The sequence below is a fragment of the Lutibacter sp. A80 genome, assembly GCF_022429645.1.
Taxonomy (GTDB): domain Bacteria; phylum Bacteroidota; class Bacteroidia; order Flavobacteriales; family Flavobacteriaceae; genus Lutibacter.
Genome location: NZ_CP092480.1, coordinates 3,614,358 through 3,639,289, shown reverse-complemented (window position 1 = coordinate 3,639,289; position 24,932 = coordinate 3,614,358). Strand labels below are relative to the sequence as shown.

At 30.9% G+C, this 24,932-nt stretch carries 13 protein-coding genes and 1 tRNA gene; 10 read left to right on the top strand and 4 right to left on the bottom strand.

Annotation, left to right across the window (positions count from 1 at the left end; genetic code table 11):
- The first annotated feature begins 46 nt into the window (after nt 1–46).
- From MHL31_RS14930 to MHL31_RS14890, 9 genes are all read left to right on the top strand, one after another.
- Nucleotides 47–1,744, top strand: a complete 1,698-nt coding sequence (locus MHL31_RS14930) for a hypothetical protein (RefSeq protein ID WP_240226766.1) — start codon at nt 47–49, stop codon at nt 1,742–1,744.
- 10 nt (nt 1,745–1,754) lie between these two features.
- Nucleotides 1,755–8,252, top strand: a complete 6,498-nt coding sequence (locus MHL31_RS14925; protein ID WP_240226765.1) for a hypothetical protein — start codon at nt 1,755–1,757, stop codon at nt 8,250–8,252.
- Nucleotides 8,253–8,263: 11 nt separating this feature from the next.
- Nucleotides 8,264–10,339, top strand: a complete 2,076-nt coding sequence (locus MHL31_RS14920) for a fibronectin type III domain-containing protein (protein ID WP_240226763.1) — start codon at nt 8,264–8,266, stop codon at nt 10,337–10,339.
- 154 nt (nt 10,340–10,493) lie between these two features.
- On the top strand, nt 10,494–11,291 hold the full coding sequence (locus MHL31_RS14915; RefSeq protein WP_240226762.1) for a prolipoprotein diacylglyceryl transferase: 798 nt from the start codon (nt 10,494–10,496) through the stop codon (nt 11,289–11,291).
- A gap of 3 nt (nt 11,292–11,294) precedes the next feature.
- Nucleotides 11,295–11,978: a putative metal-binding motif-containing protein gene (locus MHL31_RS14910; protein ID WP_240226760.1), complete on the top strand. Its 684-nt coding sequence runs from the start codon at nt 11,295–11,297 to the stop codon at nt 11,976–11,978.
- Nucleotides 11,979–12,065: 87 nt separating this feature from the next.
- Nucleotides 12,066–14,903 (top strand): histidine kinase, encoded by a 2,838-nt coding sequence (locus MHL31_RS14905; RefSeq protein ID WP_240226758.1) that lies wholly within the window; start codon nt 12,066–12,068, stop codon nt 14,901–14,903.
- Nucleotides 14,896–15,636 carry a LytTR family DNA-binding domain-containing protein gene (locus tag MHL31_RS14900; RefSeq protein ID WP_240226753.1) on the top strand — a complete coding sequence of 247 codons (741 nt, stop codon included), beginning with the start codon at nt 14,896–14,898 and terminating at the stop codon, nt 15,634–15,636. Before MHL31_RS14905 ends, MHL31_RS14900 begins: the two co-directional genes overlap by 8 nt.
- Nucleotides 15,637–15,766: 130 nt before the next feature.
- The gene (locus tag MHL31_RS14895; RefSeq protein WP_240226751.1) at nt 15,767–16,216 is read left to right on the top strand and encodes a thioesterase family protein; all 450 of its coding nucleotides are present in this window, start codon (nt 15,767–15,769) and stop codon (nt 16,214–16,216) included.
- Nucleotides 16,206–17,000: a DNA/RNA non-specific endonuclease gene (locus tag MHL31_RS14890; protein WP_371824126.1), complete on the top strand. Its 795-nt coding sequence runs from the start codon at nt 16,206–16,208 to the stop codon at nt 16,998–17,000. Before MHL31_RS14895 ends, MHL31_RS14890 begins: the two co-directional genes overlap by 11 nt.
- Nucleotides 17,001–17,614: 614 nt before the next feature.
- On the opposite strand, the gene MHL31_RS14885 is transcribed toward MHL31_RS14890, so the two are convergent.
- From MHL31_RS14885 to MHL31_RS14875, 3 genes are all read right to left on the bottom strand, one after another.
- Nucleotides 17,615–19,234: a sodium/sugar symporter gene (locus MHL31_RS14885; RefSeq protein WP_240226750.1), complete on the bottom strand. Its 1,620-nt coding sequence runs from the start codon at nt 19,232–19,234 to the stop codon at nt 17,615–17,617.
- A 140-nt stretch (nt 19,235–19,374) separates the two neighbouring features.
- A complete protein-coding gene (gene galK / locus MHL31_RS14880; RefSeq protein WP_240226748.1) occupies nt 19,375–20,511 on the bottom strand; it encodes a galactokinase in 1,137 nt (378 codons plus the stop codon).
- A gap of 1,635 nt (nt 20,512–22,146) precedes the next feature.
- Nucleotides 22,147–22,228: transfer RNA gene (locus MHL31_RS14875), tRNA-Leu, on the bottom strand.
- 125 nt (nt 22,229–22,353) lie between these two features.
- On the opposite strand from MHL31_RS14875, the gene MHL31_RS14870 reads away from it, so the two are divergent.
- Complete coding sequence (locus tag MHL31_RS14870; RefSeq protein WP_240226747.1) at nt 22,354–23,742, top strand: dipeptidase; 1,389 nt, start codon at nt 22,354–22,356, stop codon at nt 23,740–23,742.
- 232 nt (nt 23,743–23,974) lie between these two features.
- Here the strand turns inward: MHL31_RS14870 and MHL31_RS14865 are convergent, their stop codons facing one another.
- Complete coding sequence (locus tag MHL31_RS14865; protein WP_240226745.1) at nt 23,975–24,541, bottom strand: alkylphosphonate utilization protein; 567 nt, start codon at nt 24,539–24,541, stop codon at nt 23,975–23,977.
- Between the last annotated feature and the right edge of the window lie 391 nt (nt 24,542–24,932).

Genomic DNA, 24,932 nt, shown 5'->3' with positions numbered 1-24,932 from the left:
TAACAAATTTAAGTCGCATCTTATATACATTTAAACAAACTAATTAATGAAATCAATAAATTATTTTTTATGCCTAACTTTTATTTTCACAGGTAGTTTTATGTTTGCTCAACAAAAAGAACAAAAAATTACTTTTAGTGGAAATGTTGGTCTTTTTTTTGATACTTATAATTATTCCGAAGAAAATTACCCAACCTTTAGACCAAAATATCCAGAAAACGAATTACGGTTAAATGCTAATGCCACAATACAAATTGGAGAATATTTATCAATTCCATTTGGACTTAGTATTAGCAATCAAAAAACACTCTACAACCTACCATCACTTCCTGAGGAAAACCTAATCGATTTTATACAAAATCCTAAAAATGATATTAGCATAAACCCAGAATATAAGTGGTTAAAAGGTTATTTAGGTTCACAAACTCCAAATTATTCATTATTAACAACTGGAGACACTCCCCTTTTTGGTATTGGAATAGATATAAATCCTGGTAAACTTATTTTTTCTACTAGCTATGGTCTATCTCAAAGAGCAATAGAGTCAGACGCAATGTTTAATATTGTTGGTGCTTACAAGCAAAAAATATTAGCCACAAGAATTGGTTATGGTAAAATTGATGGACCAAAAGTTACCTTAAATTTTGTAAAAGTTAAAGATGATATAAACTCAGTAACCAATGCGCCTTTATATGATGACCCAATTGAAGGAATTTCAATTTCTCCATTAATTGAATTTAACATTTCAGAAAAATTACTTTTCAAAACAGAAACAGCCGCTTCTATTTTTACAAGCAATTTAAACAACACTTTTACAATAAACGATGCTACAATTGAATCTTTAAGTGATTTTATAACAATTAACGCATCGAGTAAGGCTGACATTTCACATGTTTCATCAATAGATTGGACGTCTAAAAAATTTACTATTGGTGGTGAAGTAAAATATATTGGTCCTGGCTTTGTACCTGTTGGGTATAGAAATGTTGAAAAAGATATTTTAGATTATAAATTAAGATCTAGTTTTAAATTATTTAAAGATAAAACATCTATAAATGGAATGTTTGGTATAAGAACTAATAATGTTAAAAACACCAATCTACAAAGCACCAAACGTATAATTAGTAATGTTAATGTGTTTTCACAAATAAGTGATGCTTTTGCTATAAATGCAAATTATTCAAATTTTGGGTTTAACAATAACGAAATAAATAATTTAATACGAGTTGAAATGATTAACAACTCTTTCTCACTTTCTCCTTCATATAATTTTAAAACTAAAACAATCAACCACCAGGTAAATGTAAACGGTAGTTTAAACCTTTTTGACCAATATGACGCTGTAAGTAGTGCTTTTGTAGCTACCAAATCTAAAACTGTAAGTTTAAATTACAATCTAATGTTTAAAGAAATGCCTTTAAATATAAATTTTATCAGCTTGTTTTTTAATAATGAAATGCCTTCGAGTACCATAAAAATGAGCAATTACGGAACAACCTTTAGCTACAAATTTTTCGATAAAAAATTAAGCCCTTCTTTAGGTTTTAATTTAGCCAATATTACTAGAGATAACTTTACAACAGACCATAGATTTAGTATGCGTGTGAAAGCAAAATATAAAATAACAAAAAAGTTACTATTTAATTTATCATATAACTTAAATAACTACAAATACGGTTCTTCAAAACCAAATGCAATAACAAACGAACATAGAATGCAATTTGCATTATTACAAAATTTCTAAAACTAACATTATGAAAAAATTACATATAATATTCGTATTCATTTTAAGTGTTTTTATAAAATTAAATGCACAAGAAATTAATGTTAGCTTAAATGTTGACTCTAACCCAAATCCTCAAATATCTGAATGGGTAGACAGAGCCGAACTAGCATTGTTAACCATTGTAAATACAAACGAAAAGTATGAAGATTACGAATACAAAATTCAAACTAAAATTTATAAAGACAACGAATTGGTTGCTGAAACAAAAACCAGTCAAATGCCAATTATGTATTTACCTTTTGGCTCTGAAACTTTTTTAGCTGATGAAATAGTACCATATAATGCATTAACTTTTTACGGATCTATAGAAAAAACAATCATTCAAACTGGATTATTACCCGCAGGAATGTATTCATTTTGTGTTTCATTAGTAGATTTAAAAGGAAATATACTAACAAAGCAAGAAAGTTTCTGTAAACCAATGATAATTACAGACTATCTATTACCTGAACTAATTTACCCTATTGAAAATACAACAATTCTAGCACAAAATTTAGCTTCAACCATTTTTACTTGGTCTCCTATTGCACCTACTCCACCTGGAGATGAAGGCATAAAATATATTATTGCAATTAGTGAAGTTAAAAACAAGCAATCAGCCACAGCAGCTTTTGATGTAAACTACCCATTGGTTGAAGAAGAAATTATGGCCGGCACACAATTTAACTGGCCTACCGATATTGTTGCTCCTGATGAAGACACTCAATATGTATGGAGTATAAAACCAGTAACTTATAACGATAACCCATACAAATCTGGAAATAACAGCTTTGTTAAAATAGGAACTTTTAATGTTAAAGGTTTAAATGATGGCTCTGAAAATAATGGTACTCCTACCACAAAATCTTCAGATGTATTTAATTGTGCAATTAATCCTCTCGACTTAAAAAAGTATCTATTTTTTGTAGATACTGGTAATAGCGACATTGTAGATTTACACGGTATTTCTGCAGTCCAAAATAATTTTTGGCTTCTTGTTGCCGGCACTATTAACCCAGCAGAATACCAACTAACTACTTATATCGATTGGGGTTGTACACATACTATGGATGTTACACCATATAACACACCTAATAAAACTCATAATTATAATAATTTTGGAGACAATAGCACTACTCCTTCAACTGGAGTAACCGTTAAAATGGAGTTACGCTCCCTAACTACAGGCCAATCTTGTAAAACTGAAGTCTTACTAAGTTTTAAAGAGAAAGCTGAAAACCAAGAAAACGACCGAGATAATGATATAAGCTGTAATATGTCAGACAACGATTTTATCTCTCCGTTAGTTTTTAGAACAGGATCTAACGAAGACGCCTCAGTAGATATCTACAATATTGATACTATGGCAGAAAATTATATGGCACATATAGGCATTACAGACCCTGAAAATTATACTTCTTACATAGAAATAGATTGGGGTTACGAAACAACTACAGATGAAGTTAGCAGGTTTGGAGAATCATTTAATTATAGCAATGTTTATTTAATGGGAAATAATGAAATCCCTTCTGAAATCTGTCTTAGATTAATAATAAGAAGCAACGATTCCAAAGATATTATTTGTGAAAAAACTGTATGTATCCCTTATCCAAGTGATATACAAGAACATTTAAAAGCCAACTGGCCGTCAGAATATCATGAACTAACTCAAAACTGTGAAAATTTTGATGAAGAGGCTCTTAAAAATATTTTAACTTTTTTACCTCAATCAGAAGAAAAACCGAGTCTAATTCAAATAGCTGGTTTTAATGTTATGAGTATGACATATATGTCACAACTTTTAGACGGAATAGATCCAACGCAATTTACTTTATTTATAAGTGTAGATTGGGGCTGTATTCACTCTGTTAATCAATACGATGGTACGGATACAGAAATCGACCATGATTATGGAAACCATACTATAGCCGAAATATTAGGCAATCCAACTGAAGTTTGTATTACCTTAGAACTTATAAATGCTAAAACAACAGAAGTTGTTTGTATAAACACTGTCTGTAAAGAATTACCACAATGGTTGATTGACAGTTTTGATGATATTGAAATATTAGTCGATGAAACAGACAATAATAACGGAAATGACGTAACTGATAACGATAATGAAGATAACGAAGATACAGATGGTATTGCCGATGGTGACAATGATGGCGATAATGATGGTGATTGCGCTTGTACAGATGAAGAAGTAATTGAGCCAGAACTAAATATTTTTCAAACAGAACCAGAAGACAACCCAAGAAATTTAACCTTAGCAGGTGTAATTGCTTACCGTGATTACTTATTAAATTGCAATGAAAATTACAGCTTAGAAACACACAGTATGGTTGTTACTTTAGACTGGGGAGGTGATTTCTCTGAAGAATCTATAGTAAATAGCGGCCCGTTTATTCACGAATATACTATTGAAAATGAAATTCCAACAGAAATTTGTGCAACTTTTACAATTGCCCCATTATTTCCAGAAGAAGGTGATGAAGAAGTAAGTTGTGTTACTGTTAAATGCATCCCTGTTTCTCCAGAATTATTAGCTCTAAACATTGGTATTGGTGAAGGAGATCTTACATTAGGCGAAAGTATCTTTGCTGGCGAACACGTAAATGGTCAAGGAGAATTTGAAATTATTACTACCACTTTAGAAGGTGCTGCTCCTGGTCCTTATTCAGGAACCGGAACAGTGTATATAGATTGGATAAAATCTGATATGACCGTTGAATTTACAGACATCACTATTGATAATGACAATAATCTTGTTACTGGCTTTATAACAGCTCAAATACATGATACTGCCCCTACCTACCCTGTAGCCTGGTTAATTGGTATGGGTGGCGGACTTACATTTAACCACCAACATGCAGAAGATATTATGGATTGGATTGATGCAAACACTGCACAAGAAATAGATTATGATCCTGCCACAGGTGCAATTATGCCCGTTAAAGTTCCTCTAGGATTAAATTTTCCAAGTGGAGACCAATTAGCAATTACAGAAATGGTGTTTAGAGCAGACAAATCTGAATTTAACCTAGTGGCTGCAAAAACAACTCCACCAGATTGGGGAGATATCCAATTAATAGGATTTAAAGCTTTAAATATTGAATTTCATCCAGATTCTCCTGAGTTTCCACCTGAAAGAATGGAACTTTTAGAAGACATCACTATTGGAAATATCAACGAAAAAATAACCTTTACATTTAAAGCTCCAACAATAGACAATCCTGGATGTTATATTGAATGGGATGAATTCGGATTCTCAAACTATGGAGTAGAATTAGATGCTAACTTTACACGTGAATGGTTAATACCGCTACCTGATGATGGAACCTCAAAAGCAAAAGCCAATTTAATAGCTACTGGTAGTGCTTGGGGTGATTTAATACTAATTGGAAATTTAGAAGAGTCCGTTATTTCAAGTACAATTCCAGATCCAAATTCTGGAGTTCCCACAGATTCTGGCGCACACGATTTTATAATCTTAGCCGATAATATTTCATATGATTGGTCAGATTTAGCAAATGCTCCTGCAATTGAATTTCCTACAATATATACTGGTGAAACTACCAACCTATTTAGAGGTTTTCATATGGAAGAATTAACCTTAAAATTCTCTCCAAATAAAATGAACACCCCTGGAGGAGATCCTATTGAAATTAGTATTAATGATATGATTATTGATGATACAGGAATTACCTTAGAGTCTGAAATTGAAAACTTAGTTGTTTTTGGTAACGCAGAAGTTGGAGATATGGCTGCAAGTATTGATCGTATTTACTTAGAAATTTTATCTAGTAGCTTTGTTGAAGCTGGTGTTGAAGGACGCATTGCCATTCCTGTTAGTGAAGGAAATAGTCTAGACGATTCTCTAGCTTATACTGCACTTTTTAATGTACCTTTAAATCCTGCAGAAAATAAAAACTTTCAAATTACATTAACACCTGATCAGCCAATAAATGCCGATTTATTGAAAGGGACAATGAATTTAGATGAAACCTCTAACCTTTCTGGTTATTTTGATAAAGACAAAAAAACATTCACTATGGAACTAAATGGTGATTTTACTTGGGAAGATGCAGAAATAGGACCTGTAAATCAAATTAATATCGAAATTGGTTTTGAAGGCGTAGGTTTTGATTACGATTCAAGTTTAGCAAGTAACAAATTAGCCTTTGATTCTGGTAACTGGTCGTTTGCAAGCCCACAAAAGAAAATGGCAAATTTCCCAGTAACAATTGAAGAGATTGAATACAATGAAATGACTACTTCGGGAAATCAACTACTACATGGAAAACTAAACTTTGATGTTATTTTCAATCTTTCAGACAAAATTGGAGGAATGACAACATTAGGAGCAGAAGTTGCCATAAATGATGAATCTGGCAGTGGAGGAAAGAAATTTGAACCTGAATTTATTGGCGGTATTATTGATTCTATTGCTATTAGTGCTGACATGGCTGCAGTAAAAATAAATGGAGCCATTGGATTTAGAAATGACGACCCTGTTTTTGGTGACGGATTTATTGGTACTTTAAGTGCCGAATTTAAAGGGCCTGGAATTAAAGTTGGCGCCCTTGCTGAATTTGGAAACACTACATACTTACATTCATCAAGGTATAGATACTGGAGAGTAGAAGCAGAAGCTACATTCCCTGCCCCAGGAATCACATTTTTACCTGGAATGGCTTTCCGTGGTTTTGGTGGAGGCGCATTTAAAAATATGGAAGCTACCTTATCTGGATCTACCTACACGTTTACTCCAAAGTATTCTTCATTAGGTTTTAGAGCAAAAGCAGTATTAGCAACCACACCAAAAGAAGAAACTTTTAATGCCGATGTTGGCTTACTTGGAACATTTTCTGGTAGCGGAGGTATGACGTATATTGGTTTTACTGGAGATTTTTATGTAGGAGCAAGTTTTGCTACAAGGAATAAAGCTAAAATAGATGGTTCGGTTACTGTTGATTACGATTTCCCTCAAAAACACTTTAATTTAAGTGCAAACGTAAATGTAAATGCATCACCTATTTCAACACCTAGCCCTATGAGTTTGGTATTGGATATTAATGGTAAAACAAACGATTGGTATTTTAAATTTGGTGAACCGGCTAATTTAAATACTGTAAATGTATTTGGAATAAGTTTATACGAATATTTAATGTTCGGAAATGATATTCCATATCCAGGTGGATTTACAAACACTTTTAGAACAAATTATCACAATGCTGTTGGTGCTTACCCTAGTGCAGGAGGCGCCTCAACAGGAGGTATTGGAAGCAACACAGCTAGTGGAAAAGGATTTGCTTTAGGTATTGGTTTTATGTTTGATAAAAGCGGTGAAAAAGAATTAACTGATTATTATAATGGAAATAAAAAACACGTACTAAGTTTTAACTTAGCTGCAGGCGCAGAATTACATCTATCATATATGCAATATTTAGGAAGCTGCGACGGTAACACTCCTATTGGAATTAACGGTTGGCGTGCAAAAGGAAGCTTAGGCATGTATGGTATGGCAGCAGCTGGTGTTAAAAAGTATAAAATTGGAGGTGATCTTAAATGGAATAAAACCATTGCCAGTTTAGCAGCAGGTGCTTGGATTACTGGCGAATTCCCAAATCCATATTATGTAGCAGGTGCTATTGATGGCTCAATTACAGTTTTTGATTTAATTTCATTTAATTTCCACAAAAGTTTCGAAAAAGGAACTCAGTGTGGTAATGGTGGAGCTAGTAGTGGTGCTGCAGTAACACAAGGTGATGCAGCTGCTGATCAAGAAAACGCATTAATACAATATGTACACCCAAACAGCAGTTTTAACTTTCCTACTGATCAACCTCTTGCAGTAAAATATGGTTTAAATCCAGATGAAGTTTTTGACGTATCAGAGCAACAATCAAATGGAACTGTAGAAATGCGTACATTTAAAATGGAGGTTACTAAAATTTTACAAGTTAAAGATGATGATACCGGTACTTGGACTGGAGTAAGTTTAACAACTGATGAAAATAACTTAGGTGAATTTTTATATACAATAGCCACACCAATTTCAATTACTGCTGCTCCAGCAACATTTGCCCCAATGCCACCAAGTGGCGGTGCAGGCGGATTAACCGTTGCAGCTGCAGCACCAGTTGGTATGGCATATACAGCACCTGCCGGATTTACACCAGCAGCAACACCTGCTGTAGGTGCAATGGTAGCACCTAGTGGTTTAATGATGTACCCTGCTCCAGGACCTTCTGATGACTATGATGATTTACCACCTGAGCCAGCCCCTGTAATTAATTCGCTTACTGAAAATAAAAGCTATAGATTTACAGTAACTGCAACCTTAAAAGAATGGAATGGTTCAATTTGGGTAAATGCTGTTAAAAATAACGGTTCACCCGTAAACCAAACAATTGTAAAAAACTTTAGAACGGGCGCTCCAGTACTTGTAAGTGGAAGCGCAGGAGCAATAATGACTCATTAAAAATGAAAATTATGAAAAGCACAAAATATATAATATTAATCATTAGTTTATTTTTTGGAAGTACTAAAATAAATGCACAAGAAAACCCAATTAGTGAAATTAAAGCCGCCGCACGTTATACTACTAACGGTGTAGAATTACGCTTTATTCCTGACAGAAAAAAAACCTTAGACTTAGGACTTCAAGGTGGATTTATTCTAGAAAGAGCCGAAGGGAATTCTGAAAACTTTATTGAAATTGTAAAAACAACTCCTTTTTCTGAAGATGAATGGCTAGAAGCCCTTCAAGAAGCAAAAACAGAAGATGAAAAAATTCAGATTGAAATATCTCAAGATTTTTATATTTCAAGTCAGGAAAAAACTGGTGGAGAATTTGATTTTTCAAAAGGTATTGCAGATTTAAAACAACAAAAAGCAGATGAAGATTTTCAATTTATGGTTTCTATTTTAACAGCTATAAAAAATGCTAATGCCGCTAAAGGACTTGGTTTAGCTTATATAGACAAAACTATTGAAACTGGAAAAAAATACACCTACCGTGTAAAACTAGTTGAAAACTCTGCTGTTTATGAAATTAAATCCATACCTGTTAGCATTCAAACAACAATTAATAACAATCAATATAAAAACAAAGTATATATTAAAACTGGAGATTCACAATTAGGCTTTGTTTGGGAAGACCATCCAGATTTATCAGGTGTAGATGTTGAACGAGAAATAAATGGTGTTTTTAAAAAACTAAATAATGCTCCTATTTATACCGTAAGAGGAAAAACTTATGAAGGCGTAAAACACAATGGTTTTAGTGAAGATAGTTTGGTGAATTATCAAAAATACACCTATAGATTTTATGCCCAAACTATTTTTGGAGAACGCGTAAAATTTGCTGAAGTTACCGGAATGCCAAGAGATTTAACACCTCCTCAAAAACCGTTTTTAAAACAACCAAAACATGCTAAACCAGATGAAGTTCATATAGAATGGGAAATGAATAACCCTATTGAGCCGGATTTTAAAGGTTTCGCAATTTCAAGATCCGATAAAAGCGATGGATATTTTTCGTTAATAAACGATAAATTACTACCAAGCTCAGCTAGAAAATTTATAGACAAAAGCTTTATAAAAGGACAAAGTAATTATTATTTAGTACAAGCGCTTGATACCGCAAATAACGTAAGTTCATCTTTTCCAATTTCAGTAACACTTATAGATTCTGTACCTCCTGTAAAACCAATATTTATTGATGGAAAAATAGACTCATTAGGCGTAGTTACTGTAAATATTCAAAAAAATAAAGAAACAGATTTAATGGGATATCGTTTGTACCGCTCTAACAGTCCAGAGCACGAGTTTTCTGTTATAAAAGAAGGGTTTTTATCGTTAGATAGTCTCCAAAATGAAGTTCAAACAGTTTTTTTAGACACTGTTACACTTAAATCTTTAACTCCGTATATTTATTATAGAACTGAAGCTTTAGATTTTAACCATAACACTTCTGAATTTTCAGAAATATTAAAAGTTAAGAGACCCGATATTATTCCGCCAACCACTCCTGTATTTAAAAGGGTAAAAGTAGGTGAAGATTTTGTGAATTTAGAGTTTGCTTTAAGTAAAAGTAGAGATGTAAAACAACAGATTCTTTTCAGAAAATTAAATCTTAAAGATGAATGGGAACAATTAGCTCAACTTCAAAATGATCAAAAAATATATATTGATAAAAAAGTAGAAAAAGGAACGCGCTATTACTATTCATTACAAGCAATAGACGATAGTGATAACAAATCTGATTTTGCAGTTCCTGTAATGGGAAAACCTTATGATACAGGTGTACGTCCGCCTGTTGAAGATTTAAAAGTTACACAAGATAAAAATGAAATAACTCTAAGCTGGAAATACAAATTTCATAATAATGAAACCTTGTATGTAATTTACAAGGAGAATAAAGATGGAAACTTGGTGCAATACAAAAACACCCGAGAATTAATTTTTAAAGAACGTTTAACAAGTAAATCCCCAGCTTACGCAATAAAAGTAGTAACTACAGACGGTGGAAAATCTAAAGTTAGTGAAACAGTTAGCATTAATTAAACCTCTCTATTTTTTTTAGAGAAATTGAGAAGCTTTTTGATTTTTTTCAGAAAGCTTCTTTTTTTAGTTCATCTAACCAAACTTAGAGTTCATCAAACCCCTATTTTTAAAAGGAGAAAGTTTATGTAGGTTTATATAAATTTTATAAACATATATGTACCCGCAGCTATTTACTTTTCATCTACCTGAATTTTTATCTAACTTTCTCAATATACAAGAAGTTACCATCTACACCTACGCTTTTTGTATTGCTTCAGGTACTCTAGTAGCAGCTTTATACACTAAATGGCGCGCAAAAAAAGAAATGAATATTGCTAACTTACCAAATTCATTTTTCTATCTAATTTTTATCGCTGGGTTTATTGGCGGAAAATTATTTTACTACTTAGAAAAACCATTGTATTTTTTGAATAACCCACATTTAATGCTCAATAATTTTTCAGGTGGTTTTGTATTTTACGGATCATTTGTAACTATTATTCCCTTTGTAATCTGGTATTTAAAAAAGCACAAAATTAGCATTTTACCTATGTTAGATATTCTAGCAATTACCACATTAATTGTACATTCAATTGGTAGAATAGGCTGCTTTAATGCCGGTTGTTGTTATGGGGCTCCAACAAATAACAGTTTTGGAATGGTTTTTCCAACCACACATAATACAACGGTACATCCAACACAATTATACGAAGCAATTACACTAATTATCTTAATTATTATTTTACTTATAATAAAAAAACGCCAACAATTTAGCGGACAAATTTTCTTGTTCTACTTGGTTTTCTACGCAATAAGCAGAGCTATTTTAGAACTTTTTAGAGGAGACAATCGAGGTTATATTTTTGAGAACATCCTATCGCATTCACAATTCATTGCTTTACTCATATTAATTACTGCGTCAGTCTTATATATAAAATTAAAAACTAAAAATAAAATAAACTTAAATAACTAAAAAATGAAAAAATTAATTTTAAAAATTGGCATTCCCGTAACATTACTTTTAATAGCTGTATTTATAATTGGGCCTGCATGTAATGATGGCTTTGCTTACTATTATCCAGACAATGATAATGATAGCTTTGGAGATTCTACAGCAAATTCAACTGCATTTCAAGTTAGCGACCCTATCCCAGATGGTTATGTTGAAAATTACACTGATTGTGATGACACAAATGCCGATGTATATCCAGGAGCAACAGAAATACCTGACAACCTAATTGATGAAGATTGTAATGGACAAATAGCAATTACTTTTTATGTAGATAAAGATGAAGACGGTTTTGGAAACCCAGATAATCCGGTGGTTATTGAAGTTGACAATTTTGACGATAATGCCCCAAATGGTTATTCTTGGTTTGCTGGTGATTGTGATGATAACAATGCAAGTGTAAACCCAAAAGCAGATGAAATTAGAGGAAATGATATAGATGATAATTGCGATGGTGAAATTGATATTGTTGAATACTATATAGATGAAGATGGAGATGGTTACGGATCTCAAAATTTTGCAGCTACAGATGATGGTGTAACCAACAACCTAGATTGTGATGATAACAATGCTAAAGTACATCCTTTTACAAAAGAAATAAAAGATGGTATTGACAACGATTGTGATGGTCTTATTGATGAAATAATTTAAACCTAAGCTTTATTAACAACTTAAGAACATACAATTATAACTGATTTAATAGTATATTTAAATCTTAAAACTATTTTACCAAACCTATTGAAAAATCTTAAACTCCATATTACTATAATTTTCACTTTAGTTATGTGGAGTTTTTCTTTTGCGCAACAGTTTACCAATTATTCTATTAAAGATGGTTTACCAAGTAATCACATTTATACTATCCGGCAAGACACAAAAGGATTTCTATGGTTTTTAACCGATAAAGGAATGGTTAGATATAACGGTAGTGAATTTAAAAACTTTACAACTAAAAATGGACTTCCAAAAAATGATGTTTGGGATGCATTTACAACACCCGATTCTAAAGTGTGGTACATAACAAAAACTACAGAGTTAGGATATATAGAAAACGATAGTGTATTTTCTTTTCCAACTAAAAATGAAGGAGAAATTATGAATCCTATTTTTTCTAGTCAAATTGGAGAAAAGATATATCCCACCGGACCAACCAAAACTTTTGCATTGAAAAACAATAAATGGGAAATTATTCTGAATAATATAGGGTCTAGAGATCGAATAAATATTAAGCATCCTAGTGTAAAGTATTTAAACCTTACAAAACTTCAAGATACCCTAAAAATAATTGATCATAAAAATTCAGTAATAAAAAAACTCACTTATAAACCTTATATAAACGTATTAGCAAGAAGAAAGCAATTAAATGATTCTCTTTATTGTTGGGTTACTGAAAATGATTATCTAATCCTTAATTTAAACACCTTAAAACTAAGGTTTTCAACCTTTAAAGATGAAAAAGGTTTAGAAAAGGCAAAACATGCTAGAATAAATATAATTAATAATAAAATTCAAATCTCTGGAACTGGTTTTGTAGGTTTTTTAGACAAAGAGCTACATATAAAAGATGCTTATTTGTTTCCTAAGCACATAGACTCCCATTTTGCAATTGTAGATAAAACAAATACTATTTGGCTCGCTACTTTTTCTAATGGAATTTATAAATTACCCTATGTTAAAAGAAATATAACATATTTAAATAATCTAAATACGGGTAAATTTAGCATTATAAATAACGACCTTTATACCAATATTTATAATAAAGGTTTTTATAAATTTAATTCTAAAATAAATAGTTTCGAACAATTTTTAAAAATAGAAGACTACCCTTATAAACCAACGGAAATTAAAGAGTTAAACACTTCTTTTTTCCCTTCAAAATTTACTATTAGCACTCTAAAAAATAATGTTTTAAAAACTATTGACTATAGAAATACTAGGCTAATTACCAATCCATTATCCTATAATATCGTATATTTTAAAAATAATTTATACGGTCTTTTCCCCTTCGGATTAAATAGAATTAACGCCTCAACTTTAGAAATTGAAAAAGAATTCTACCAATCGGGTTGTAATTTCCTTATTAAATTCAAAAACCGATTATTGATAGCCACCAATAATGGATTAAAAGAATTTAAAAACGACACCATTAAGAGCATAAATTTCACCAATCAAGCCTTTGAAAAATCTATTTTATCTATCAACAATATTTCAGAAAAACTCCTTTTATTAAATACTGATGGCTTTGGAAGTTTTATTACCGACTTAAAAACAATAAATCGTTTACCAAATTCTGATTTTTTAATTGTTGAAAATGCTTTTGTAGAAAAAAATCAGCTTTGGTTAGCTACTAATGAAGGTGTTTACAGATACACTAACTATAAATTAGAAACCATTATAAATGCCAATAACGGTTTACCTTCAAATAATATAAATGACGTATTAATACATAAAAATAAAATTTTTATTAGCACTAACAATGGCGTTGTAATTCTGCCAAAAGACCAAAAAAACATTTCTCAATTTTTAAAAATTTACATAGAAAAAGCAGCTTATAACGGTAGCAAAATAAACAACCATAAACGTACTTTTAAATACATAAAAGATAACAATACAACGTTTTCTATTGCTAGTATAAATTTTAATGAAAACAATAAAGATTTTACATATCAATACAAATTACATCCAGTTCAAAAAAATTGGATTACTACTAATTCTAACAACATTAATTTTACTGATTTAGAACCAAATAATTACACTTTAGAAGTAAAAGCCAACAACTATTCAGAAAATTATAGTTTTCAAATAACAGCGTTGTGGTATCAACGTACTATCTCTAAATTTTTAATCTTCTTTCTTATTTTAGGAACTTTAATTTTAATTTTATTTAAAATTAGAGACCGAGAACTTACTAAAAAAACGAATAAAATAAATGCTCAAAAAAAATTAGCTGAATACGAATTACACGCCTTACGTTCGCAAATGAACCCTCATTTTGTGTTTAATTCACTCAATTCTATTCAATACTATATTACTAAAAATGAAATTGAATTATCTGAAAAATATTTGGTTCGGTTTTCACGATTAATTAGAAAATTCTTCGATTTCTCACGAGATAAATTTATTTCTCTAGAACAAGAAATTTCATTATTAAACAACTATTTAGAAATTGAAAAAATGCGCTTTGGAGATGAGTTTAATTATAAATTTAATATTGATAAAAGCCTTAATTTAAACGATCAAAAAATTCCTTCAATGCTTTTACAACCTATTGTAGAAAACTCTGTAAACCACGGTTTATTTCACAATGAAGGAAAAGGAACTATTGTAATAAATTTTAAACATCAGGCAATTAATCAATATACTGTTGAAATTATAGATAACGGTATTGGATTAAAAAAAGCAAAACAAATTAAAGACCAATCTATAAAAACTCACATTTCTAAATCTAGCGATATTATTAAAGATCGCATACATTTACTAAACCAATCACACGAGTGGTTTGTAACTTATAATATTTACGAAATTGAAAATAATGGTGGAACTTGCGTAAAACTAACTTTTAAAAAAAATGAATAAAACAACTGCTATAATTGTTGATGATGAAAAAAATGCTCTGGAAAGTTTAGCATTAAAAGTTGAAAAATATTTTCCACAAGTAACTATTACGCATAAATTTCAAAACCCAAAATTGGCATTAGAAGAAATTAATAATAACCACCCACAATTGTTATTTTTAGATATTGAAATGCCCGTATTAAGCGGATTAGATTTACTTTCTAAAATTGAAAATCCAAATTTCGAAATCATTTTTGTAACCGCTTATAACCAATACGCTATTGATGCCATAAAACATTGCGCCATTGGCTATATAGTTAAACCTATTGATAATGATGAGTTAAAAAATGCCATAAACAATGCTATAAAAAACATTGAACAAAAAACTGCTTTAGAAAAAAATAGACAATTATTAGAAAACCTAATTTCAAACGGAAACTCAACCATTGTAATTCCAACACAAAAAGGGTTAAGTTTTATTAAAACTTCAGAAATTATTAGGTTTGAAGGTATTGATGGATACACCAAAATTGTGCTTAAAAATTCATCTATACTTAGCTCGTACAGCATTGGTAAATTTTCAAATTCACCTAAACTAAACAACTTTTTTTCTATCCATAAATCTCATTTTATAAATTTAAATTATGTGTCCGATTTTTTAAATGAAGGTTATGTTATTTTAAATAACAACGATAAATTACCTATTGCTAAAGCCAGACGGAAAGATTTTTTAGAAAAAATTCAACATATTTAACTATAAACATAGAGTAACGTATAGTAAAAACAAAATGTTAAATAAAAACTAATTTTATAAAAAAGAACCTAAAAATTTCTTAGCATATTTTTTACTTTGTTAAATTAGCACTCTCAAAAAAAAATAGTACATGAATTTCGAAGTTACCTTTAATACAAAATGGTCAGATTTTGACCCAAACAGACATATGAGACATACAGCATATAACGATTATGCTGCTGAAGTTAGAGTTCGCTACTTTCAAGAACACGGTTTATCTATTAACGAATTTGCCAAACTAAATATTGGTCCAATTTTATTTAAAGAAGAAACTTCTTTTTTAAAAGAAATTCATATTGGCGAAAACATTACTGTTAAAATGGAATTAGAAGGTGTTTCTAAAGGAATTGAACGTTGGCGTTTTAAACACCAAATATTCAATCAAAAAGGGGTACTTTCTGCTGAAATAAAAGTTTATGGAGCATGGATAGACCTATATAAACGAAGACTAACAACTCCTCCTGCAGAATTTGTTAAGATTCTAGAAGATTTACCAAAAACCGAAAACTTTAAAGAAATACCATTAAAAAGTGAAAAATAGGAAAACTATTTACACACTTGTAACTGTATTTTTTGCCATCCTATTTTTTATTTGGGATAATTATGATTTTGAAGGTTTTGGCAATAACGCAGATGAGCTTGCTATAAATACAACTAATTTTCTACCAAGTTCAACAACCGGACAAATAGTTCATCACAATAACTATTCGCTTTCTTATAATGAAAAACATGAACAAGCAGAATGGGTTGCTTATATTTTAAAAGATTCGCATATTTCTTCTACCAATTTTAAACGCCCTTATTTCGAAAAAGACTCAAAGGTTAAGACTGAAAGTGCCCATTATAAAAACTTTTCAAATTCTGGATACGACAAAGGACATTTATGTCCTGCTGCAGACAGAAAGTTTTCAAAATCTGCCTACAACGAAACCTTTTTAACCAGTAATATTTCACCACAAGAACATCAGTTTAATGCTGGTATTTGGAACAGATTAGAGCAAAAAACAAGATATTGGGCTACAAAATATAAAAATTTATATGTTGTTACAGGTGGTATTTTAGAAAATTCAACCAAAACTATTGGAAGTGAAAAAGTAACTGTTCCAAATTATTTTTATAAGATTATTTTAGATTTTCAAGAACCTGAAATTAAAGCTATAGCTTTTTTAATTCCTCATGAAGATTCTGATAAAGCACTGTATAAATTTGTAACTCCTATAGATAAAATAGAAGAACTTACAGGAGTTGATTTCTTCCCAGAACTAGAAGATACTATAGAAAACAAGTTAGAAACTTCTACCAATTATCTAAATTGGAATTTTTAAAAACAGCTTTTTAGATTACTTTTTCACAAACAAAACAAGCCGAAAGAAAAGGATATACTTATTATAAAAACAAATCTGATCTTTCTAGTAGCAACAAGATAAACTAAGGAAAACCGGTTGATGCTATCGCAAAGAAAGCACAATTAAGTACAAAAGTTGCAAAAACAAGTAACAACACCAAAACTGGAACTTCAATAGTAAACAGTGGAACCACTAATGTAAAAGATACCAAACAAACAGATAATGGTTCTTATTTAAGAAAAAAAGCCAGCAGTACTACCTCTAAAAAAACGACACAAAAGCCCAAGCCTATTGTTAGCCCTACTAAGCTAACTAATGCCACAGATTATAATAGCTCTAGAAGTAATAAAGGCACACATTACTAGAAATTGGTAGGTTTTTTTTATCAATAAGATTTAAACAACATTACAACTACAACCTAATAAGTTTTAAAACTTGTTAGGTTTTGTTGATTGACCACTTTTACAACTTGTACAATAATTAACAACCATCAGCACTATAGCTTTTAAATAAGAAATTTAAAATTTCTGATACAAAAAAAGAGTTGACTTTCGCCAACTCTTTAAACCTATTAATTTAATAATCTAGTATTATTAATTCCAAAATATTGAATACAATGCTACTAAAACTAACATAATTGCAAAAGCTCCAATATTAAAAACTGGACTTGTTTTAAATAATTGCTTTGTAATTACAATTCCTTTTTCGTCATCTTTTCCTTTATGTTGAATTAAACTAGTAATTACAATTACTACCATTGTTAATAAAGCAGTATACCCCATTTGATCCATAAAAGGCATTGATGTGAATTTTAATGCAACAGCAATTGGAATTGAAACTAATGCACCAATAATTGCTGCTCTGTTTGTAGTTTTTTTCCAAAATAACCCTAACATAAATACTGCTAAAATACCAGGACTTACTATTCCTGTATATTCTTGTATAAATTGAAATGCTTGATCAATTCCTCCTAAAAGAGGAGCCATTATAGAAGCAATAATTAAAGCTACAGCAGCTGAAATTCTCCCCATATTAACAGTTTGTTTATCACTTGCATTTTTATTGATATATTGTTTGTAAATGTCCATTGTAAAAATGGTTGAAGTAGAATTTAGCATAGACGCTAAAGACGACACAATTGCAGCTGCTAATGCAGCAAAAGCAACACCTTTCATACCTGTTGGTAAAAATTGTAATAACCAAGGGTATGCTTTATCAGCTTGTTCTAAAGTTGGTAAATTATGTAAGCCATCAGCTCCTAATCTCGCCATAATTGCAGGATCATTCACCATAACATACGCTGCAATACCAGGAACTACAACAATTACAGGTATTATTAATTTTAAACCCGCAGCTAATAAAATACCTTTTTGAGATTCTCTTAAAGATTTAGCAGCTAAAGTTCTTTGAATAATATATTGGTTGAAACCCCAATAATATAAATTAGCTACCCACATACCACCTAATAAAACACCAACTCCTGGCAACATATCGTAGTATTTATCCGATTCATCAAAAATCATTGTAAAACGTTCTGGTGTAGCTTCATAAACGGTTTTCATACCTGCAATAATACCTTCTCCATCAGAAACAGTATTTAAAGCAATATAAGTAGTTACTAAACCACCTAAAACCAAAAATACAACTTGTATAACATCGGTCCAAGCTACTGCCGAAAGTCCACCGTATAAAGAATACGCTGCAGCAAATAAAGCCAAACCTATAACTCCATACATCATTGGTATTCCCATAATAGTTTCTAAAGCTAAAGAACCTAAATATAGTACTGATGCTAAGTTTACAAATACATATAAAGCAATCCAAAATACTGCTAAAATCGTTTTTAAATTAGTTGAAAATCGTTTTTCAACAAACTCTGGAATGGTATACAATCCTTTTTCAATAAAAATTGGTAAGAAATATTTCCCTACAATAATTAAAGTAATGGCTGCCATCCATTCGTAAGATGCAATTGCTAATCCCAAAGCAAACCCCGAACCAGACATTCCAATAAATTGTTCTGCCGAAATATTTGCGGCAATTAAACTGGTTCCAATAGCCCACCAAGGTAAACTTTTACTTGCTAAAAAATAATCTTCGGCATTCTTCTCATGCCCTTTTTTATCTCTGGAAACCCATAATCCCACTCCTAAAATTAAAACTGCATAGGCAATGAAAATGAGGTAATCCCAAGATTCGAAATGTGTTGTCATAATGATATGTGTAGTTTAATTAATGTATTCATTTTTATGTTTAGTTTCTGTAATTTTTGACCAGACGAATTTAGTTATTTTCTTTAATTTATTATGAACATTAACTATTATTTTAAAATAACCCGTTAGATCTCCATTATTTATGCTTCTATTGCTGTCCCTTCACTTGGATTGGCTTCAAAAGCAGTTAATTTAATATTAAACTTTTTAAAATAAGCTTCTGAAGCAGCAGCTATAAAAGAATCGACTGCATCTTCATGAATAATATTAATTGTACAACCACCAAAGCCACCTCCCATCATTCGAGCGCCTATAATAGTATCGTAATTTTTAGAAAAATCTACTAAAAAGTCTAATTCTTCACAACTTACTTCATATAAATTTGATAAACCGTTATGCGTTGCGTACATATTTGCTCCTAAAACTTCTAGCTGATCGTTTTTTAATGCTTCTACAGAATTTAAAACACGTGTTTTTTCTTCAACAACATAGGTACATTTATTGTACATATCTTCCGTAAATACTTCTTTAAATTCGGCTAACATTTCTGAAGAAACATCACGTAAAGATGCTACTTTAGGATATTTTTCCTGAATAATAGCTACACCTTGCTCACATAAACTTCTACGTTTATTGTATTCTCCATCCGCTAAATTATGCGACACATTGGTATTTAATAATAATATTTTATATGGTTTTATATGAATTGGCACATGCTCATATTCTAAAGATTGGCAATCTAATAAAATTACATGACCTGCTTTACTCATTACTGAAGCAAATTGATCCATAATACCACATTTTGTACCTACATAATTATGTTCGGCTCTTTGTCCAATTTCAACAAGTGTAATTCTTGGCAATCCTAATTCAAATAATTCATTTAAACCAAAAGCCAAACCACATTCTAAAGCCGCTGAAGAACTAATACCTGAACCAACAGGAATATCGCTGCTAAAAATACAATCGAAACCTTCTAACTTATCTGAAAGCTGTTGAATTTCGTAAACTACACCTAAAATATAGTTTTCCCATTGTTGCTCACTTGGTTTTACATCGCTTAAATTAAAAGTAAAACTAGTATCAAAGTTTTTACTATGTACATTACATGTATCAACCGTTCCATTTTTCTTAAATTTAAACTGAATTTTTTTATCTATTGCTGTTGGAAGTACAAATCCATTATTATAATCTGTATGTTCTCCAATTAAATTAATTCTACCAGGTGAATTAATTGTTAAGTTGTAATGTTGCTCATTTAAATCCATCAATTCCATTTTTTAATAATAAATGTCTTTTTTACGTTTATTAATTTAGTTGCTAAAATACATATTTTTTGATTAAAAAAATCAAAAAAATTATAGAAATTAAAAAATAGCTAATAAAAAAATAATTTGTCAACAAAAAGTAATTCCATTTAACGGAAACAAATAAACATTTTAAAATTCAAAAAACTAATAAACAAGCAGTTAAATTAGTTAAAACAATAAATTTATAGCTGTAAATAACCCTATTTAAATTTTAAATATTTTTCTAATTTAGAATCAGTTTAAAAAAAATAATGTGAATATTAAACGAATAGCTATTAACTATAAAAAACACAATTATTACAAACTTTAAATGGTAAATTACATTTAAAAAAAGGACGTTAAAAATTTATATCAATGCAATTTTCATTAAAAAACTACTAGTTTTTAGAGTTAAACTTTAAAAAAAAACAAATACCCTATCTGAAAAATTCACACATTTGCACTTATTATTGAATTTTTTTCAACAAAATAACTGATTTATTGAAAATAATCTTTACGCATATTAAAATCTCATATTAATTGATAAAGAAAGAACGAAATAATGAGGACTATCTTTTAGTGAAGCAATTGTCGAATGGCAATGAAAGGGCTTTTGGAAAATTATATCAAAAATATAAAGATGATATTTACGCTTTTAGTTTCAGCTTACTAAAATCTAAATCAAATGCTGAATCAAGTTCAGCATAACGGATTAAACGAACGTCATCCCGAACTCGATTAGCTCCGCTGAATCTTCGATTTCGGGATCTCAAGATATTAACTAAATGATAATTGGGCTTCTTTAGGGACAGATGCTGAAACCGTAGGTTCACGAATTCTAATACATAAAATAACATTTTAATTTATAAACTTGTTAGTTTTCAGAAGCTGAGTATGGATTCCTGCCTCCGCAGGAATGACATCTATATTTTGAATTATGAAAAAGTTATAAAGTCATAAAGTTTCTTGTAAGCTATTGGCAACCGTCATCCCAAACTTGGTTCGGGATCTCATGATGTTAACTAGAAACATGATTTAGGTTTACTTGAGACAGATACTGAAACCGCAGGTTCACGAACTCCAGCAATAAAATAAAAAAGTATAGCGAGTAATCAAGTTCAGCATAACATTGTTTTAATCGAAATTTTAACCCGGCATATCGAAGGTGTATCGTAAAATATGAAGTGAAGACATCGTAAAATTTTAGGCTGTTTGAGCCTAACCAATTATACTCGCTAACTAAATTTTTAAAGGCGAGTTCCTAAAATTTAGATGTTGAACAAAATATTTAGATACAGTTTCGTAAGCCTAGATTTTTTGGTTCGTTTTTTATCAATGAAAAAATGAACAAATAAGTTCCATCCGTCATCCCGAACTCGATTAGCTCCGCTGAATCTTCGATTTCAGGATCTTATGATGTTAGCTAAAAGAATGATTTAGGTTTAATTGTAACAGCTACTGAAACCGCAGATTCACAAACTCCAGCAATAAAAAAAGATAGTACACAAACAAGTTGAACCTGACGCAATGCCAATGCTTTAACAACAATTACCCATAAACAACAATCGGTATTTCAACAAAAATCACCCATAAAAAAAGCTCTTCGATATCGAAGAGCTTTTGTGCGGGCGGAGAGACTCGAACTCTCACACCTTGCGGCACTAGATCCTAAGTCTAGCGTGTCTACCAATTCCACCACGCCCGCTTTAGTTATTGTGGGTGCAAATATACACAATAGTTTAAAATTGCAAAGCAGTTTTTCAATATTTTTTATTACACTTAAAATCCGAATAAAATTATGTATTTTTGAATAAACAAATTATAATCTTAATGAAAAATATTAAATCGTACGTTAGTGAACATAAAGACCGCTTTATTAACGAACTTATCGAGTTACTTAAAATACCATCAATTAGTGCAGATTCTGCCTATAGTCAAGATGTTTTAGATACTGCAGACACAGTAAAAACAGCTCTTTTAAAAGCTGGATGCGACCAAGTAGAAATTTGTGAAACACCTGGATATCCAATTGTTTATGGTGAAAAAATAATTGATTCTAATTTACCAACAGTTTTAGTATATGGCCATTATGATGTGCAACCTGCAGATCCAATTGATTTATGGACTTCACCTCCATTTGAACCTGTAATTAAAACTACCGATAAACATCCTGATGGTGCTATTTTTGCTCGTGGTGCTTGTGATGATAAAGGCCAAATGTATATGCATGTAAAAGCATTGGAATACATGACCCAAAACAACAACCTACCGTGTAATGTAAAATTTATGATTGAAGGTGAAGAAGAAATTGGTTCTTCTAGTTTGGCTTGGTTTGTAGAACGCAATCAAGAAAAATTAGCAAATGATGTTATTTTAATTTCTGATACAGGAATGATCTCTAACACCCAACCTTCTATAACTACTGGTTTACGTGGTCTTAGTTATGTTGAAGTTGAAGTTACTGGCCCTAATAGAGACTTACATTCAGGACTTTATGGTGGTGCTGTTGCAAATCCTATAAATATATTAACCAAAATGATTGCTTCATTACACGATGAAAATAATCATATTACAATTCCTGGTTTTTATGATAAGGTTGAAGAATTATCTTTAGAAGAAAGAGCAGAAATGGCAAAAGCGCCATTTTCTTTAGAAGCTTATAAAAACGCCTTAAATATTGATGACGTTTATGGTGAAAAAGGTTATACAACTAACGAACGTAATTCTATTAGACCTACTTTAGATGTTAATGGAATTTGGGGTGGTTATACTGGTGAAGGTGCTAAAACGGTTATCGCAAGCTCAGCTTATGCTAAAATTTCAATGCGCTTAGTTCCTAATCAAGATTGGAAAGAAATAACCGAACTCTTTAAAACACATTTTGAAAGTATTGCTCCAAAAGCTGTAACTGTTAAAGTTACACCACACCATGGCGGACAAGGTTATGTAACTCCAATAGATAATATCGGATACAAAGCTGCTAACAAAGCTTATACAGAAACTTTTGGAATACCTGCAATACCACAACGTTCAGGTGGTAGTATCCCAATTGTTGCATTGTTTGAAAAAGAATTAAAAAGTAAAACTATTTTAATGGGATTTGGATTAGATAGCGATGCTATTCACTCTCCAAATGAACATTTTGGTGTTTTCAACTACCTAAAAGGAATTGAAACTATCCCATTATTTTATAAATATTTTGCTGAAATGAGTAAATAAAAAAAGAAGCTGTCTAAAAAGTAAAGAAACCCGTCATTCTGAATTTATTTAGCTCCGCTGAATCTACGATTTCAGAATCTCATTATACTGATAATCAATTATTATGAGAACCTGAAATCGAAGATTCATAAATTCCTTATTAAAAAATAAGAAATGGATGAGTAATCAAATTTAGGTTGACGAAAATTTTACCTTTTAAACAGCTTTTACTTAGAATAACTTCTTATCGCTATTATATTTTCTTTACATAATCTGTAATGATTACTATTTGAGTAGGCCCTACTTTACCCTCAATATATTTTTCATTATCACGATCTAATGAAATTCTACGTACAGCTGTTCCTTGTTTGGCAACCATACTAGACCCTTTTACTTTTAAATCTTTTATTAAAACCACAGAATCTCCTGCTTGTAAAACCACACCATTTACATCTCTATGCACTACCTTATTTTCATCTTCTTCCTCACCAATACCTGTTGCTTTAGCCCATTCTAGAGTTTCTTCATCTAAATACATCATATCCAATAAATCTTGAGGCCAACCTTCTGCACGTAATTGTGTTAACATTCTCCAAGCAACAACCTGAACAGCTGGAACTTCACTCCACATACTATCGTTTAAACAACGCCAATGGTTTACATCTACAGTATCTGGATTTTCAATTTGATCTATACACACTTTACAAGCAGCAATACTTTCTTTTGATGGTGCTACTTCAAAAACATTTAAATCTTCTGTTGCTCCACACAATTCACATTTAGCACCGCTACGCTTTTCTAATTCTTTTGTTAAACTCATACTTAATTTTTTAGAATTGCAAAAATACATTTATTTAATTGGTATCGCAACTTGATGTTAAATTCTGTGATTACTCGAGTTTAGCTTAATGAATTAAAAGACCGTCATCCCGAACTTGGTTCGGGATCTCATGATGTTAACTAGAAACATGATTTAGGTTTACTTGTGGCAGATACTGAATCAAGTTCAGCATGACGGTTTTATTTTGACTTAGTTTTTAAGTAACGTCATCCTGAACCTGCCGACAGGCAGAATTGATTAGCTCCGCTGAATCTCCGATTTCAGGATCTCATGATGTTAGCTAAAAGCATGATTTAGGTTTACTTGTGGCAGATGCTGAATCAAGTTCAGCATGACGGACGTAACAAACAGCTACTGAAACCGAAGGTTC

Bases quoted from the DNA above. Each gene is read 5' to 3' on its own strand.
- MHL31_RS14920 (WP_240226763.1), top strand. From the start codon at position 8,264: ATGAAAAGCACAAAATATATAATATTAATCATTAGTTTATTTTTTGGA.
- MHL31_RS14885 (WP_240226750.1), bottom strand. From the start codon at position 19,234: ATGACAACACATTTCGAATCTTGGGATTACCTCATTTTCATTGCCTAT.
- MHL31_RS14895 (WP_240226751.1), top strand. From the start codon at position 15,767: ATGAATTTCGAAGTTACCTTTAATACAAAATGGTCAGATTTTGACCCA.
- galK (WP_240226748.1), bottom strand. From the start codon at position 20,511: ATGGAATTGATGGATTTAAATGAGCAACATTACAACTTAACAATTAAT.
- MHL31_RS14925 (WP_240226765.1), top strand. From the start codon at position 1,755: ATGAAAAAATTACATATAATATTCGTATTCATTTTAAGTGTTTTTATA.
- MHL31_RS14865 (WP_240226745.1), bottom strand. From the start codon at position 24,541: ATGAGTTTAACAAAAGAATTAGAAAAGCGTAGCGGTGCTAAATGTGAA.
- MHL31_RS14910 (WP_240226760.1), top strand. From the start codon at position 11,295: ATGAAAAAATTAATTTTAAAAATTGGCATTCCCGTAACATTACTTTTA.
- MHL31_RS14915 (WP_240226762.1), top strand. From the start codon at position 10,494: ATGTACCCGCAGCTATTTACTTTTCATCTACCTGAATTTTTATCTAAC.
- MHL31_RS14930 (WP_240226766.1), top strand. From the start codon at position 47: ATGAAATCAATAAATTATTTTTTATGCCTAACTTTTATTTTCACAGGT.
- MHL31_RS14900 (WP_240226753.1), top strand. From the start codon at position 14,896: ATGAATAAAACAACTGCTATAATTGTTGATGATGAAAAAAATGCTCTG.
- MHL31_RS14870 (WP_240226747.1), top strand. From the start codon at position 22,354: ATGAAAAATATTAAATCGTACGTTAGTGAACATAAAGACCGCTTTATT.